General features: G+C 52.1%; 13 protein-coding genes. 9 read left to right on the top strand and 4 right to left on the bottom strand.

All coding sequences use genetic code 11. The annotated features are described in order from the left end of the window. The first annotated feature begins 2 nt into the window (after window positions 1-2). The 4 genes from DCC85_RS20570 to DCC85_RS20555 all read left to right on the top strand — a co-directional run bounded on the left by DCC85_RS20570 (window position 3) and on the right by DCC85_RS20555 (window position 4,830). On the top strand, window positions 3-1,676 hold the full coding sequence (locus DCC85_RS20570) for an ABC1 kinase family protein (RefSeq protein WP_108467238.1): 1,674 nt from the start codon (window positions 3-5) through the stop codon (window positions 1,674-1,676). A gap of 120 nt (window positions 1,677-1,796) precedes the next feature. Beyond that, window positions 1,797-3,233: a DEAD/DEAH box helicase gene (locus tag DCC85_RS20565; RefSeq protein WP_108467237.1), complete on the top strand. Its 1,437-nt coding sequence runs from the start codon at window positions 1,797-1,799 to the stop codon at window positions 3,231-3,233. A 111-nt stretch (window positions 3,234-3,344) separates the two neighbouring features. After that, window positions 3,345-4,265: a M15 family metallopeptidase gene (locus DCC85_RS20560; RefSeq protein WP_108467236.1), complete on the top strand. Its 921-nt coding sequence runs from the start codon at window positions 3,345-3,347 to the stop codon at window positions 4,263-4,265. Between the two features lie 220 nt (window positions 4,266-4,485). Further along, window positions 4,486-4,830: a DUF3243 domain-containing protein gene (locus DCC85_RS20555; protein WP_108467235.1), complete on the top strand. Its 345-nt coding sequence runs from the start codon at window positions 4,486-4,488 to the stop codon at window positions 4,828-4,830. A 90-nt stretch (window positions 4,831-4,920) separates the two neighbouring features. Here DCC85_RS20555 and DCC85_RS20550 read toward each other — a convergent pair whose 3' ends face one another. From DCC85_RS20550 to DCC85_RS20540, 3 genes are read right to left on the bottom strand one after another with little or no spacing between them, the layout of a single operon-like run. Further along, a complete protein-coding gene (locus DCC85_RS20550; RefSeq protein ID WP_108467234.1) occupies window positions 4,921-5,553 on the bottom strand; it encodes a DUF1266 domain-containing protein in 633 nt (210 codons plus the stop codon). 19 nt (window positions 5,554-5,572) lie between these two features. Further along, window positions 5,573-7,651, bottom strand: coding sequence for a tetratricopeptide repeat protein (locus DCC85_RS20545; protein ID WP_108467233.1), 2,079 nt, complete (start codon window positions 7,649-7,651; stop codon window positions 5,573-5,575). Further along, window positions 7,651-9,351 (bottom strand): molecular chaperone HscC, encoded by a 1,701-nt coding sequence (locus tag DCC85_RS20540; RefSeq protein WP_108467232.1) that lies wholly within the window; start codon window positions 9,349-9,351, stop codon window positions 7,651-7,653. The genes DCC85_RS20545 and DCC85_RS20540 overlap by 1 nt, the downstream gene beginning before the upstream one ends. A 315-nt stretch (window positions 9,352-9,666) precedes the next feature. Here DCC85_RS20540 and DCC85_RS20535 point away from each other — a divergent pair, with 315 nt between their 5' ends. The 3 genes from DCC85_RS20535 (at window position 9,667) to DCC85_RS20525 (ending at window position 12,156) form a co-directional block, all read left to right on the top strand. Then, entirely contained in the window at window positions 9,667-10,527 is an 861-nt protein-coding gene (locus DCC85_RS20535; RefSeq protein WP_108467231.1) for an ABC transporter ATP-binding protein, read from the top strand. A gap of 58 nt (window positions 10,528-10,585) precedes the next feature. Further along, a complete protein-coding gene (locus tag DCC85_RS20530) occupies window positions 10,586-11,380 on the top strand; it encodes a (2Fe-2S)-binding protein (protein ID WP_108467230.1) in 795 nt (264 codons plus the stop codon). Window positions 11,381-11,739: 359 nt separating this feature from the next. Next, window positions 11,740-12,156 carry a YjdF family protein gene (locus tag DCC85_RS20525; RefSeq protein ID WP_108467229.1) on the top strand — a complete coding sequence of 139 codons (417 nt, stop codon included), beginning with the start codon at window positions 11,740-11,742 and terminating at the stop codon, window positions 12,154-12,156. A gap of 147 nt (window positions 12,157-12,303) precedes the next feature. Here the strand turns inward: DCC85_RS20525 and DCC85_RS20520 are convergent, their stop codons facing one another. Continuing rightward, window positions 12,304-12,942, bottom strand: a complete 639-nt coding sequence (locus DCC85_RS20520; RefSeq protein WP_108467228.1) for an SDR family oxidoreductase — start codon at window positions 12,940-12,942, stop codon at window positions 12,304-12,306. Window positions 12,943-13,270: 328 nt separating this feature from the next. Here DCC85_RS20520 and DCC85_RS20515 point away from each other — a divergent pair, with 328 nt between their 5' ends. Continuing rightward, entirely contained in the window at window positions 13,271-14,629 is a 1,359-nt protein-coding gene (locus DCC85_RS20515) for an FAD-dependent oxidoreductase (protein WP_108467227.1), read from the top strand. 175 nt (window positions 14,630-14,804) lie between these two features. Continuing rightward, window positions 14,805-15,461 (top strand): phosphatase PAP2 family protein, encoded by a 657-nt coding sequence (locus tag DCC85_RS20510; protein WP_442789503.1) that lies wholly within the window; start codon window positions 14,805-14,807, stop codon window positions 15,459-15,461. Window positions 15,462-15,548 lie beyond the last annotated feature (87 nt).

Below are 15,548 nucleotides of genomic sequence, written 5' to 3'. Positions count from 1 at the left end.
CGATGGGTATTCTAATCCGGCACGCGGGCCGGTATCGCGAGATCGCCATGGCGCTTATGCGCCATGGCTTTGGCTATATGGTCGAGGAATTAGGCCTTATTCGTGCCCTCTCACTGCCGCGAAAATGGATCCTGCACCAAGAGCCTAGGGAGAGCCGGACAGTTGCGGAGCGGCTTAGGCTGGTGCTGGAGGAGCTGGGCCCAACCTTTGTGAAGCTGGGTCAGCTGGCCAGCACAAGATCGGATCTGCTGCCGCCAGAATTTATCCATGAGCTGGTTAAGCTTCAGGATCAGGTTCCTCCCTTCTCGGCAGAGGAGGTAGAGGAGATTCTGGAGCATGAGCTGGGCGCTCCCGTTAAAGAGCTGCTGGCCCGATTTGATACGAAGCCGATCGCTGCTGCATCTATCGGACAGGTTCATCGGGCCACACTGTTAAGCGGCGAGGAGGTCGCGATCAAGGTTCAGCGTCCGGGCATTGTGCCGATGGTTGAACGAGATCTGCAGATCCTGCATGATCTGACCGAGCTGGCCCGCCGCCATTTGCGCTGGGTGGACCCATATCAAGTTCCCCAGATGGTTCATGAATTCTCCGAATCCATGAAGGCAGAGCTGGATTACAGCAGGGAAGGCAGGAACACAGAGAAGATCGGGCTGCAGTTCAAAGAGGACCCGGTCGTACATATTCCCGCAATATATTGGCATTATACTACCTCCAAAGTGCTGACCATGGAGTTTGTGGAGGGCACGCATCTAAACCGAACCGCGGAACTTGCTTTGCAGGGGCGGAACCTAAGGCAGATTGCGGAACATCTGGTGAACGCAATGCTGCATCAGATCTTCATCGGCGGCTTCTTCCATGCGGACCCGCATCCCGGGAATCTGATGATTCGGGAGGATGGAAGCCTGGCTTTCATAGATTTTGGGATGGTTGGGCGGCTCAGCTCTGACATGAAGGACCAGCTGAGCTCTCTTATCATTGCGCTGATGCGCCGCAATACCAGCGGTATGGTGCGGGCGATCGTTCGCATGGGACTGCTGGACGATTCGACAGACCAGGACGGGCTGTACAGAGAGCTGGACCGAATGAGAGAGCAGTATTATGACATTCCTTTCTCGGAGATTCGTTTGGGGGAAGCCCTGAATGATCTGCTTGCTACCGCCCAGCGTCATCGGATTGTTCTTCCAGCCGATCTGGTCATACTGGGCAAGGCTCTGCTTACGATGGAAGGTGTGGCCCTGAATTTGGAGCCGTCGCTCCGTATTCTGGATTTGGCCGAGCCCTTTGGCCGAAGGCTGCTTAAGGAGAAATACAGTCCCAGCCGACTTCGAGGCAAGCTGGCAGAGGGTGCTGCTGAAGTTGCCGATACGCTCACAGAGCTGCCGCGACAGGCTCGGCGGTTATCGGCTCTACTCGGTAAAGGGAAGGTCAGGGTTGAGATGGACCTTCCCGAGGCGGACAAATTTCTGCGCAAGCTGGATCAGATCAGCAATCGTCTATCATTCAGCATTGTGCTGCTTGCCTTCAGTATTATTATGGTCGGCTTGATCATCGGCTCCTCCTTGTCCCGTCAGCCTACCGTATTGTGGGATATTCCAGCCATAGAGATTGGATTTATTATAGCTGCATTGATGTTCATCTGGCTGCTGTACTCCATCTTCAAATCAGGGCGGTTCTAGCGTTTGATATTCGTCCGGGCGGCATTTGTTTATGCCGCCCGGACTTTTGATTTGTGTCGATCCTTGTTACAATAAGTCTGCGGGTCGTAAGCAGGCCCAATAAATAATGAGGTGAACGGATTGACGACATTTCAGCAATTCGGCATATTGCCAGCTTTGAATGATATTCTTAGAAGTCAGGGGATTGTTAAACCTACGCCTGTGCAGGAAGCGGCGCTTCCTGAGCTGCTAGCGGGCGGAGACGTCATTGCCCAGGCCCAGACGGGGACTGGCAAGACACTTGCCTTCCTTTTACCGATATTCGAACGAATTAATCCAGCTAAGCCGCAGCCGCAGGCACTGATTATTACACCGACGCGTGAGCTTGCGATTCAGGTGACGGCCGAGGCGCGCAAGCTGGCTGCCGGGCGGCCTGGGGTAAATCTGCTGGCCGCTTACGGCGGTCAGGACGTGGAACGCCAGCTGCGCAAGCTTGAAGGCGGGAGCCATCTCGTGATCGGCACGCCGGGGCGCCTGCTCGATCATCTGCGCCGCGGCTCGCTCCAGCTGGGCGGCGTAACGATGCTTGTGCTTGACGAGGCCGATCAGATGCTGCATATGGGCTTTCTCAATGAAGTCGAGCAGCTGATCAATGCTACGCCAAAGCGCAGGCAGACGATGCTGTTCTCTGCCACCATGCCGGACGGCATCCGGCGTCTGGCCCGGAACTACATGAAGACGCCTAAGGACATTCGAATTTCTTCAGGCTCGGATATTCCGCTGGACAACATCCGCCAGCTTGTCATTGAGTGCACCGACCGCTCCAAGCAGGATGCACTCCAGATGATGATTGAACGCGATCGTCCTTATCTGGCCGTCATCTTCTGCCGCACCAAGCGCCGGGCGAAGACGCTGAATGAGGCTCTGCAGGAGGCAGGGTATGCCTCAGACGAGCTGCACGGCGATCTGTCGCAGTCCAAGCGTGAGCAGGTGATGCGCGCTTTCCGCGACGCCAAGCTTCAGCTGCTGGTAGCCACGGATGTAGCGGCGCGGGGGATCGACGTAGAGGGCGTGACACATGTCTACAACTACGATATTCCTCATGATGCGGAGAGCTATGTGCATCGGATCGGCCGGACGGGCCGGGCTGGGGGCAAAGGGCTCGCTGTAACCTTTGTGGCGCCGAGAGACCTGCCGGAGCTGCGGGACATTGAGCGCGGTATTTCTCAGCGTATTGAAAGACAGCGCTATGAAGCCTCCGGCTTGGTGAAGCGTGAAGGCCAGCCGGAAGGAAGCGGGCGTAAGCAGGGTCAGGGTGAAGGGCGTGCCAAGCAGCCGAACACTGCCGCAGGCGGGCGCAGCGGAGGCCGCCGCGGCGAGGGCCGCAATGCAGGAGGCCGCCGGGGAGAAGGCCGTCAAGACGGCTCCAAGCAGCAAGGCGGCCGCGGTAATCGAGGCAAAGGCAGCGAGGGTCAAGGCGGCCGGGGCCGTCGCGGTGAGAGCCGAGGGAGCAGCGGAGGCAGTGGAGGCAGCGGCAGAAGCGGGTCTCGAGGAGGCGGAGGCCGCCGGGGGCGTTAAGCTGGAAGGCCGCATAGTGGCTCATTCTGCATAGATTGGATTGGATGCAGTCGAATTAAGGTATAGAGAGACAACGGGCACCCGGAGAGTGAGAGAGGGAGGATGTCAGCAATGATTAGAAGTAAGAAGCCTAAGGGAAGCCGTTCCTATGTGGCCGTTCTAGTTGTGCTGCTGCTGGCTGCAGCTCTGCTTGCGGCCTGTGGCAAGGGCAACGGCAATACCAGCACGAATGGGAATAGTAGTGATGGTCAGACTCAGGAAGGGATTACGGACCCTGTGACGGCTCCGGCCGAAGGCGACGCGTCAGGAGATGCGAAATCGCCTGCAGCGGATACGGGCAAGGACGGAGAGGATGCAACTTCGAATAGCGAAAATCGTGTATCCGAGCCTGTCACCGAGACAGGAGATCACCAGGACTCGGCGGCAGAGCCGGACCAGGCGGCTGCAGCAAATCCAAAGAGCATGGCGGTACTTGTAAACAAGGAGTTTGCGCTGCCCGAGGATTATACGCCGCAGGATTTGGTTTATCCTGACGTACCGTTCACCTTCAAGGACAAGATTGAGAAGCGGATGATGCGTAAGGAAGCAGCGACGGCGCTGGAGGAGATGTTTGCTGGAGCTAAGAAAGACGGCATTTATCTGGCAGGGGTTTCCGCTTATCGGTCACATAAGACGCAGACGACGCTGTTTAACCGATACGTGAAGAAGGATGGCGAGGAGAAGGCCAAGACTTATAGCGCAGTTCCCGGGCACAGTGAGCACGAAACGGGACTAGCTATCGACGTATCGGCAAGTGACGGCAGATGTGCCGCAGAGGACTGCTTCGGAGAGACGAAGGAGGCAAAATGGCTTGCTGATCATGTCAGCGAGTATGGATTTATCATTCGCTATCCGGAGGGGAAGGACGCCATTACCGGCTATAAGTATGAGCCTTGGCACCTTCGCTATGTTGGCAAGGAGATTGCCGCCGACATTGCCAAACGGGGTATCACCCTTGAAGAATACTATAATGCTGTACCGGTCGCCAAATGATCCGGTAGTGTAGTGCTTACCTAAAGCAGGCTTAACCCCCGCCGTGTTGCGGCAAGGGTTAAGCCTGCTTTTCTTGCCTTTGGACGCTTTCTTTTACATAGCGGGCGGGAAGCTTTGTTTTTCAGGGGAGAGTTTGCATTACAACTGGGCGGGGTAAGTACTACTGTACCTAAAAGAGGTCCTAAATAAAGTGCATCACAATTCAGAGGAGGCGTTAGAAATGGCAGAGCATAATCATGTTGTGAATAAGGAGGGCGAAGTAGCGCTGAACAGAGTCGATGACGCACTGAATCGGATAGACGATGGCAAAAAGGACAGCATTCTGGAGAGCTTTGATGCATTTAAGAGTTATTTAGGCAACAAGATTGAGATGGCGAAAAATATTGGCTTGAACGAGGAAGTCATGGCCAAAGCTGCGGAGAAGGTGGCCGGTTATCTCGCCGCCAAGGAAGAGCCGCGGAACTCGGAAGAGAAGCTTCTGCAGGAGCTTTGGAAGGTTGGCGACAAAGAGCAGCAGCATGCGCTGGCGCATATGCTGGTTCGCCTGGCCCAAGCTTCTAAATAATATACGGCAGCCGCGAGCAGCCTAGGGCTGGCTTTTCAGCTGGAATGAGTAAGAGCGTCCACACTTGGACGCTCTTACTTGTATAGATAATTAAGACCAGAAATTTATCTTGTATAAAGGGCTTTTTCGGGAGGTCAGCAGCTTTCCCTGCACCTTTAGATGCGGCTCAACGATCTGTTGTCCGGCAACATACATAACACCAACATGGAAGGCGCTGATCAGTTCATCCCAACCTCTGTAATGTTTCTTGATTGCACTCACGGCCAGCGAGATGAAGCCCCATTTCTCAGACTCCGTTAAATACCGGATTCTGCAGCCTGCCGAGCTGTAGTAGGTGGCGTATAGAAAATCGTGGGCAGCAATGGTCGTCGGAGGAAGCCGTCTGAAATATTTGTGGACTACATAGAGTCTGGCCAGCTCCTGTTCACTTTCGGAAAAATTTCGGACATAATCGTTCCGCGCTTCCTGTGGAAGGCAAGCCAGCCGTGCAGCGGTTAACTCGAATTCCTTACGGTGTCCTTCCGTGAGCAGCCACTGGATATGATGCTTGAGAGATTCGGAGTCGGTGATATCCCAAGCAGGCATCATTTCCTCTTTAATCTCTTTCTCGTTCCTAAACGCCAGATCGGGATTTTGCTGAAAGAAGTAAGCATGATTCCCGGTCGTGCCAATGGAAATCAGCGCATGCTCCCAATACTGCAAAGTACGCTGGGGTATAATCACCTTAGTTAACCTCCTATTCTCAATTGTACCGCATGACTCTCCAGAATCTTCGGGCGGTCCGGAGGATCAGAATATAGTAGATGACGGCGGCAATAGCATAAATCCAGACCATTCCGTTCGCCTTTGGCAGGGATTGTTGGTTAGGATCTTCCTGTGCATCAATATAGGTGCTTGCCAGCGGATAAGCTGAAATCCACTTGGATTGAATGGGTCTCTCCTTCATCCATTCCGACAGTTTGGTGTCCAATTGACTGGCACTGAGTGGATGGGCATTTCCAGTCACTGTTATCGTCCCCCGTTTATTAACCTCCTTGGCCTGCTCATAGCTTAAGCTGGCAACGACATATGAGTCGGCGACCCTGCCTATGCATATATATCCGGGCTTACCGGTGAATAATCCGCGTTTCTGGGCTTCTGCCAGAGGCAAGTAATCAGTGACTCCATCCTCGTCAATTACCTGATAAAGGTCGATGTATTGCGCATCTGTCAGTGTTAGTTGAACGAAGTTATGCTCGGAATCGAGGATTGCCAGTTCACCTGCATCATGAATGAGTTGGACTTCAGGTTCTTTAAACTGCTCCCGAATATAGCCTGCTACGCTATAGCCAGTTTGTTCAGTGAATGCGTTGAAGAAGAAGAGGTGCAGCAGAACCAATACAATGATCCCCTTCCATTTGGCGGCAAGCAGACTGATGAAGAAGTCTCTTATCCGCTCAGCCAAGGGGCGCTTGTTCAGATGCTGCCGGATTCGCGTCCGTTCCTCTGCATTCTTAACCTGTTTAAGCCGGTCAGCGTCCAGATGGGATAACGCTACAAAAGCGTGCGTGTCTCGTGGGTCACGATCCAAAAGCCGCTGGTAAATGGAACGTGCTTCATCGAAGCTGCCCTGAAGCATATGGTACTGTCCAGCCCAGTGCAGAACATCTGTCTGATCCGGTTCCCACTCCAGCAGGTATTCAATGTCCCCCTTAGCTTCAGGCGCACGCCTTGCCTGAATAAGCAGGGAGGCTCGCACAAGATAAGGGTCCCTAACCTCAGGATAGAGCTCAATACTGAGTCCGCACAGCTGAATAGCCAGCTCATGCTCACCAACCTGCCGATGGTAATGAATCTGCAGCCGAATCAGGTCTGGCTCATTAGAGAAGATTCGGGCGCATGCCTTGAGGTGCTCTCCAGCCTCTTCGTAATTCAGGCGAAGCAAAGCCTGCCAGGCTTCCTCCCGGTAAGACAGAAACTCCTCATGGTCGATGTCTCCTGCGAGTCCTAGTGCTACATAGCCTTGATCGGTTTCGAACCGCTGCCCGTTCAACCGGGAATAGACATCCGGATACAGTTCCCCGAACTGTTCAGGGTGCTGCTTGGCCTGCGTACTCCAATGGAAGGTGCTGTCAAGCAGCTGCCAGATGGATGGGGGAAGATGAGGGTGCTCGTCTAGATAATCCAGCATCTGCTCCGACAAGCGTTCTTGCTGCTCCAGATCCCATAGAATATTATCGTTGAGCAGATTCAGCCAAGCCTCTTTGTTAATTCGTTCCTGAAAATGGTGATACAGCGCTTCGAAGCGTGAAAGGAACTCTTCGGCATCATTGGGATTCCGGCGATTCAGCTTATACTCTTCTGGATGCGGCTCTGACTCAGGGTCCGGCCTCGAATCATTCCAGAAGAGAGGGCGGGAGAGGGGGGGAATGATTGTATCCCCTACTTCTTCATCTTCCAGCGGTTCCTCCTCAATGAAGAGATTGCGAGAGAATGGACGCAAGGTACTGTCTCCTGATTCTTCATCCTCCGGTATTTTGTCGTTCATGAACAGCGAGCGGGGGATGGCCTGATTCTCTCCAAGCTCCTGTTCCTCAAGCTCCTGCTCTTCAATAGCATCAGGCCACTCTTCTTCATAATCATTATCGTCATCGTCATCCCAATCAGGAATGGCTGCTTGCCGCTTCGCCAGCTGCAGTGCTTCATCGTAAGCTTCTCTCAGCCGCTGATAGCCTGCTGGGTCACTTTCGGGATGAAACAGCTTCAGCTTCCGGGCATAAGCACGCTTAATTTCGCGGGAATCATTAGTAGGTTCTATGCCGAGAGTAGCCCATATGCTCATTAATAATCACGCCACCTCTCCAGGTGCTCCAGCTGCTTCCGCAGCACGGCGGCGGCCTTCTTGACCTCCTGCTCATTCTGTGAGGCTAAGACGCGCTCGAATTGCTCAAGTAGAAAAGCAATCTCCTCTCGCTGCTTGCCAAGCGCCTCTTCGTACAGTCGCTCCCCTTTGGCCAGCAGCAGCCGGTTCTCTGTCCGTTCACGGGGATGAATCTTAATGTCCTTGAGCTTTCTTAGCCGTTCTTCAATCTCCTCGGGAGTGAACTTGCCCGGATTCTTCTCAATGACCACCTTCTGTTTGACGCCGGTGCTGACCGTGGTGACTTCAACCTCCAGAATGCCATTAATATCGTAAGTGAACCGGACATCAATAGACTGTTCTCCCGCCGGAGCAGGCGATACCGGGATCAGCATCTCACCGAGCTTAATATTGTGCTCAACCTTGCGGCTTTCCCCTTGGTAGATATGTACACGAATCTGCTCCTGCTGATCATGGATCGTGCTATAGCTTTCCACCCGGCTGATGGGTATCGGTGAATTGCGCTCGATAATCGGCGAGAAATGGCCGGAATCGTAATGGTCGCGCCCCAGCACCTTCGTGGTCTCAATCCCCAGTGTGTATGGGCACACATCGGTAAGCACTACCTCTTTCAGGGCTTCATTGCGCTCCTTCAGCGCCACTTGAATCGCAGCTCCTAAGGCTACGGCTTCGTCCGGATTAATCTGGGTATACGGCATTTGTCCGAAAATTTTGCTGACCACAGAGCGGACAACAGGCATCCGGGTGGCTCCTCCGATCAGAATGACCGCATCGAGGTCGCTTGGGGAGAGGGAGGCGTCCCGCAGGGCCCGCTCGATCGGATGACGCAGCCGCAGAATCAGCTGGCCGGCAATCTTCTCGAATTCCGCCCGGTCCAGGTTGAGCGTATGCGTCACATCGCCAAGTGTGAAGGTCATCTCGCCTTTGGTTCCAACACCAATGGCACGCTTGCACACTTCGGCCTGTTTGAACAGAGCAGAGCGCTGCTTGAAGTCCAGCGCTTGATAATCGATTCCCTTCGTCTCAATGAAGTAGGATACGAGCAGCTGGCTAAAGTCTTCACCGCCGAGGTAGTTGTCTCCGGCGATGGACTTAACTTCCATGACACCTTCGAAGAATTCCAGGATGGATACATCGAAGGTACCGCCGCCAAGGTCGAATACCAGGAATGTCGTATCGCTCTCCTGGGTGTGCAGACCATAGGCGATGGCAGCGGCCGTAGGCTCGCTGATCAGTCGTTCAACCTTGAGCCCGGCGAGCTCTGCGGCGCGCTTGGTCGCTTTGCGCTGAATGTCGTTGAAGTAAGCCGGAACACTGATCACAGCTTCTTTGACCTCTTCGCCGAGGAAGGCTTCCACCTCTGATTTCAGCGAGCGGATAATGAAGGAGGAGAGCTCTTCGGGAGAGAAGGAGTAGCGTCCGAGCCGGTACACCTTCTCGGTTCCCATATAGCGCTTGAAAGTAGCCGCCGTCACCTGTGGGTGGGTGATTAGCCGCTCTTTGGCTACCTGTCCTACAAGAATTTCGCCATTATCATCTACACTGACAACAGAAGGAGTTAATGCTTCTCCAAGGACATTAGGGATGATGATGGGGCCATCTTCAGTCCAATAGGCGGCCAGACTGTTCGTAGTTCCGAGATCAATGCCAATCATTGTCACAGGGATAACCTCATTTCAGTATGTAAATTAAATAGAACCCAACGTATTTATCGGCAATTTCCATATATTATCATAGGGTCGTGTGACAATTCTATCCTTATTTTAGAAGGGAGTGAATCCATTTCATAAAGGATTAAACGATTTAATCCACTGAAATTATTATGAAATGGATTCGCATATCAAATATCAAAGAAATAAGAAAACAGTTGACAAATGATAATGATTATCAGTATCTTATAAGTAGACAATTGATAATGATTATCAGCCACTAAGCTGATGTTTGATAAATATCCCTTCTGGAAAGGAAGTCATAACATGGTTACCCTGCAAACCTCCCATTTAAATATTGCTTATGAAGATCGGCTGATCGTTGAGGATTTGAACATTCAGATTCCTGAAGGCAAGATTACGGCTCTTGTGGGTGCGAATGGCTCTGGAAAATCGACCATTCTGAAAACAATGGCCCGCATTATGCAGCCGAAGAGCGGAAGCGTGCTGCTGAATGGCAAGTCGATTCATAAGCAGTCCACACGGGAAGTAGCCAAACAGATGGCCATACTACCTCAGAATCCAACGGCACCCGAAGGGCTGACGGTATATGAGCTGGTATCCTATGGTCGTTTTCCTTACCAGAAGGGATTTGGCAGCATGAATGCGGAAGACCGCCGCATTATCGAATGGGCGATTGATGTGACAGGGATGTCTGAGTTCACGGCCCGTCCGCTTGACCAGCTGTCTGGGGGACAGCGGCAGCGTGCTTGGATTGCTATGGCTCTCGCTCAGGAGACGGATATTCTCTTCCTGGATGAACCGACGACCTTCCTCGATATGGCTCACCAGCTCGAGGTTCTGTATTTGCTCGAACGTCTCAACCGGGAAGAGGGCCGGACCATTGTTATGGTAGTGCATGATCTTAACCATGCTTCAAGATATGCCCAGCACATGATTGCGATTAAGACCGGTAAAGCTGTGGCTGCAGGAGCCCCAGCTGAGGTAATGACGCCTGAAGTGCTGCGCGAAGTGTTCGGTATTGAGGCTGACATCGTCATCGATCCTCGCACTGGCGTGCCGCTGTGTATTCCTTATGACCTGGCTAACCGCCCTGCCGTGGACCGCGCGAGATCCAAAGAGCAGAATGTGGTGCCTGCGGCCAAGGTAGCTGCGGCTTTCCGTTAATCAATTCTTTAACAAGTAGTGTAGATGTAGAATCTGATATGGAAGGGAGGGGTCTGGCTTGAACATTGATTATGATTGGCTGAGACAAAACTATAATGTCATGCTCCAGGCTCCGGACCGTTCCAAGTATAATGTTAAGGCCACTGCACTTATAGAACCGGAGACCGCTAGGGACTTTTTGGAGGCATATCGTCAGCATATCCAAGGAAAGGACCATCAGGTTGCTGCTACCTATTTCGCTGCTTATTGGCGGGGAGTCTGTGCAGCGATGCAGATTATGGTGGCCACAACTTCAGAGATGCTGGACTTCTCCCTAGGCAACTTTACACTCCATTTAGCGGAAGCGAATGGCTATAATCAACTGATGTTCGTGCTGGAGGATGCAGCCGGGCATCCTTGGCCGCCGGGAACACATGAGACGGTTAGAGAGTTGATGTTTACCCGGTTCTATGGGGAGACCCTTAGACCCATGTTCGAGGTGATTGCTGCGGAAGCGGGAGTTACCTTGGGACAGCTGTGGTATCAGATGCCGCTTGGAATAGAGTATTATTTAAAGCATGGAGCAGATATGCTGGAGGATGAATCGGCTCGAAGCCGGATTGAAGAAGGCTATAGATATACTGTAGAGGGATTAGCGCCATCGGTGTTTGGTTTGAAGCAAAATCCCTTCGCCTTTAAGCGGGTCTACATTGACGATCCGTATCACCCGGGGGAGAAGACGGTCATGAAGCCGACTTGCTGCCTGGCGTACCGAACTGATGCTGGGTACGGGTATTGTCAATCATGTCCGAAGCTGACCAAAGAACAGCGGGCAAAAATGAATGCCGAGATCTCGCAATCTTTGAATGCGTAATCTATGCTGCTGAGGCAAGGTTAGAACTTTATCTTTCAGAAGGTTAGGAGAATGGAATTCTAGCCTTTTTTTGTTGTGAATTTATATTACTGCCTCTTATGATTAGCCATGTCCTTCTATTAAGGGCATGGCATTTTTGGCTATAGGCAAATTTGCACGGACGAAAGGGTGGACGAATGCGGGTTACTTTTTTATCATAAATACGGAGCGTTAAAAACACAGTCCGGTTGGTAGTCCGGGCATACCTCTAGCTTGTGACGGCATGGTAAACAGCGTGGCGCCGTTAGAATTAGGTATCAGTAGCCTTCCCCCCTCGGGATGTCCGAACGTTTCCGTAATTTTATTGAGGGGGTTAACTAATGAAGTTAACGGTGTATTATGAGAATCCGCATTGGGTCGGCATTGCCGAGACCAGGGAAGCAGGAAAGGTGCGGGCGGCTAGGTATGTGTTCGGTTCAGAGCCGTCAGACCCGGAGGTGCTGGAATTTGTGCTCTCCGGCCAACTGTCTGCGCTGGCAGAGCGCATGACCGTGGAAGTGGCGGCCAAGAGCTCGATGCCGGAGCGGCGCATCAATCCGAAGCGGCTGCAGCGCCTCGCTGCAGAAGAGAGCCGTTCTCGCGGCGCGGGAACATACGCGGAGCAGGCGATCAAGCTGCAGATGGAAGAGCGCAAGCTGGAGAAGCGAGCGGCTAACCGGGAGCAGCGCGAGGAACAGAAAGCGCGCAAGTTTATGCTTGCCAGGCAGAAGGCCAAGGCCAAGCATCGCGGACACTGAAGCACCCTTGTGTCTAGCAGCCTTGACCCATAAGGAGGACTGCCGTTCTTCAAAGAAACAAAGCGGCTTCCCGGAGAATTCGGGAGCCGCTTGTTTTTTATTTGCAGCTGTCTAACCGGCGAAGCGATTCAGAGAACATACTGCGCCTCAGCCTAAAGTGAGGAGGGCCTCTTCAAGCGGGATATGGCCCTCGATGAGATCAAAGGAGGTCTTCTCTGTCTGCGGGTGCTTGAGTGCAAGCACAGCGGCTCTGGCTACATCTTGCCGGGATATTCTGCGGCTGACCGCCTTGTCATCGGCAGCATCCAGCAAGACAAGGCCCTTAGGAGGGTCATCTGTGAGCTCTCCGGGCCGGATAATCGTGTGGTTGAGCAGGCTTTCCTCCAGTGCCTTCTCGGCTCTGCGTTTGGCAAGGAGATAAGGCTTCAGAGCGGCAGGCATGCCGTCCGGATTCAGTGTTCCGATAGAGCTGATTAAGATGAAGCGGGGAATCCTGAGCAGTCCAGATTGTTCGATGAGACGAATGGTGCCTGTATGGTCAACTTCTTCCGGATCGCCTGAGGCTCCGGCTCCCACGGCGCAGATCACCGCTGCAGCTCCCTTCATGCCTTCAGAGAACGTTCCCGACAGGTCGCCTATGTAAGGGGCTGCTCCCAGCTTGCTCAGAGTATTCGCCTGTTCCTCGGAGCGCACCAGGGCATGCACGTTATAACCGTCCTGGCTGAGTTCTTCAACGATCCATCTTCCTGTTTTGCCGTGGGCACCTGCAACAAATACGGTATCCATGAGATCCCTCCATTCTTCACTTATTTATCTTTACCCCATACTGACTTTTTATAAATCCGGACGGCATAATGCTTAATTCGCCAGGGAAAACTGATAGCAATCGATAATTGCAAACCAAAAACAGCATTGCTGTGATAAATGTTTCCTAATCCGAAAGGGAAAACGAAGAAAATGTGAACATTTTAAGAATGTGAAAAAAGGTACTTGAATTGTGAAAAACATCACACTATAATAAATGTCACAAGGTGATTCATTTCACAAAGATGTTAAGACCTTTAATCACAGGTTTTTAAATTATATTATTCATTTCCTTAAGGAGGAACTCATCATGAAGGTAGCAGTTATCGGTTGTACTCACGCAGGAACGGCAGCAATTGTCAATACGGCGAAGCTTTATCCTGAAGCGGAAATTACGGTGTATGAACGTAACGATAACATCTCTTTCTTATCTTGTGGTATTGCGCTTTATGTCGGGGGCATGGTGAAGGATCCTCACGGCCTGTTCTATTCCTCCCCCGAGCAGCTTGATCAGCTTGGCGTAACTACGAAGATGCGTCATGAAGTTATAGCTGTCGATACCGACTCCAAACGGCTTACCGCACGTAACCTGGAGACAGGAGAACAGTTCGAAGACACTTTTGACAAGCTGATTGTGACCACAGGTTCTTGGCCGATTGTGCCAAAATTCGAAGGCATTGAGCTGGAAAACATCCTGCTCTCGAAGAATTACAATCACTCTAATACCATTATTGAGCGGGCTAAACAAGCGAACCACATCGTGGTTGTAGGCGCCGGATACATTGGAGTGGAACTGGTAGAGGCGTTTCAGCTTAACGGCAAGCAGGTGACCCTAATTGATGCCGAAGAGCGCATCTTAAGCAAATATCTTGATCCGGAATTTACCGATAAGACGGAAGCTTCACTCAAAGAGCACGGAATTAAGCTGGCACTTTCACAGAAGGTAACCAAGTTTGAGGGATCCGAAGGCAAGGTTCGCAAGGTCGTAACTACCCATGGAGAGTATGAAGCTGATCTGGTTATTCTCTGCATCGGGTTCCGTCCAAATACGGACCTGCTCAAAGGCCAGGTTGAGATGCTGGAGAATGGTGCGATCGTAGTGGACGAATACATGCGCACAAGCAAACAGGACGTATATGCGGCAGGGGACAGCTGTTCGGTCTTCTACAATCCAACCCAGAAGCACGCCTATATTCCCCTGGCTACCAATGCGGTTCGCATGGGCACGCTGGTGGCCCGCAATCTGATTGCACCGACGGTATCCTATATGGGTACACAGGGCACATCAGGGATTAAAATCTACGAGGATAACATTGCCGCAACCGGACTCACCGAGGTATCCGCGAAAGAGGCGGGAATTGACGCAGATTCGGTTATCATTACGGAGAATTATCGTCCTGAATTTATGCCTACCTTTGAGCCGGTAACGCTGAAGGTGGTTTTTGAGAAAGAGTCGCGCCGTATCTTAGGTGCACAGCTCATGTCCAAGGCAGAGCTCACTCAATCCATCAATACGATTTCGGTATGTATCCAGAATAATATGAAGATGGAGCAGCTTGCCTTTATCGATTTCTTCTTCCAGCCACACTACAACAAGCCGTGGAATTTCCTGAATACAGCCGGGCTTGAAGCATTACCTTCTGTGCCTTCGCTGGAGACGGTTCACTAACTTGTATTAAGCTGATTGAAGCTCAAGGTCAGCCAGAGTAATCTGGCTGGCCTTTTTACGTATAGAATGATGAATTCAGGATTAGAGAGCGTGTATATACGAAATTCCCGGCTATTTGCATGAAGTGTAAATTATAGGCTAAAGTAAGAAGGGATTTGTCGTAATATAGGAGGACTTGGTTAACGTGAGTTTAAAAAGAGGATTATCCCGCGGGTTCTTGATCAGTTTACTGTGTGCCGTCTTTTTTGGCCTTATAGCGCTATCTATTCGGGACAATAAGATACATAACTTTGACAGTACGATCATCAGCTGGGTGCAAGGGATGGAGAGCTCTGGCTTGACTCAATGGATGAAGGGGCTTAGCTGGATTGGAACGGGCCTGCCGGTAGTAGGAGTGACGCTGCTGGTTATGCTGTTCTTATATGGCGTGCTGGGTCACCGCCGGGAACTGATCTTTCTCGTGGGGGTGTGCGTTGGCTCTGCGCTGCTGAATGGGCTGCTTAAAGCAGTCTTCCAACGAGCGCGGCCAACGATTCACCGCATTGCTGAAGCGACAGGCTACAGCTTCCCGAGCGGCCATTCCATGGCCGCCTTCACGCTGTACGGCGCTCTGGCTTATCTGCTCTGGAGACATATCCCTGCCCTGCTTGGGCGGATTCTGCTGATCGCCGCCGCGCTTCTGCTTATTCTTGGCATCGGGATCAGCCGGATTTATCTGGGAGTACATTATCCAAGCGATGTGCTGGGCGGCTACTTGGCAAGCGGCTGCTTGCTGGCGGCAGCCATCTGGTGTGCCGGACCGTATCTTCATGGCGGACGAGGGCATGTATGATAAAGGTAGGGTTTAGTCCCCTGCCTGCTTTGTAATGTGAAATGTTTCACTATAAATGCAGGGTAGTGATTTTTTTCACATTTAGAA

Source organism: Paenibacillus sp. CAA11, assembly GCF_003060825.1.
Taxonomy (GTDB): Bacteria; Bacillota; Bacilli; order Paenibacillales; family Paenibacillaceae; genus Fontibacillus.
This window is presented reverse-complemented; position numbering and strand designations above follow the sequence as displayed.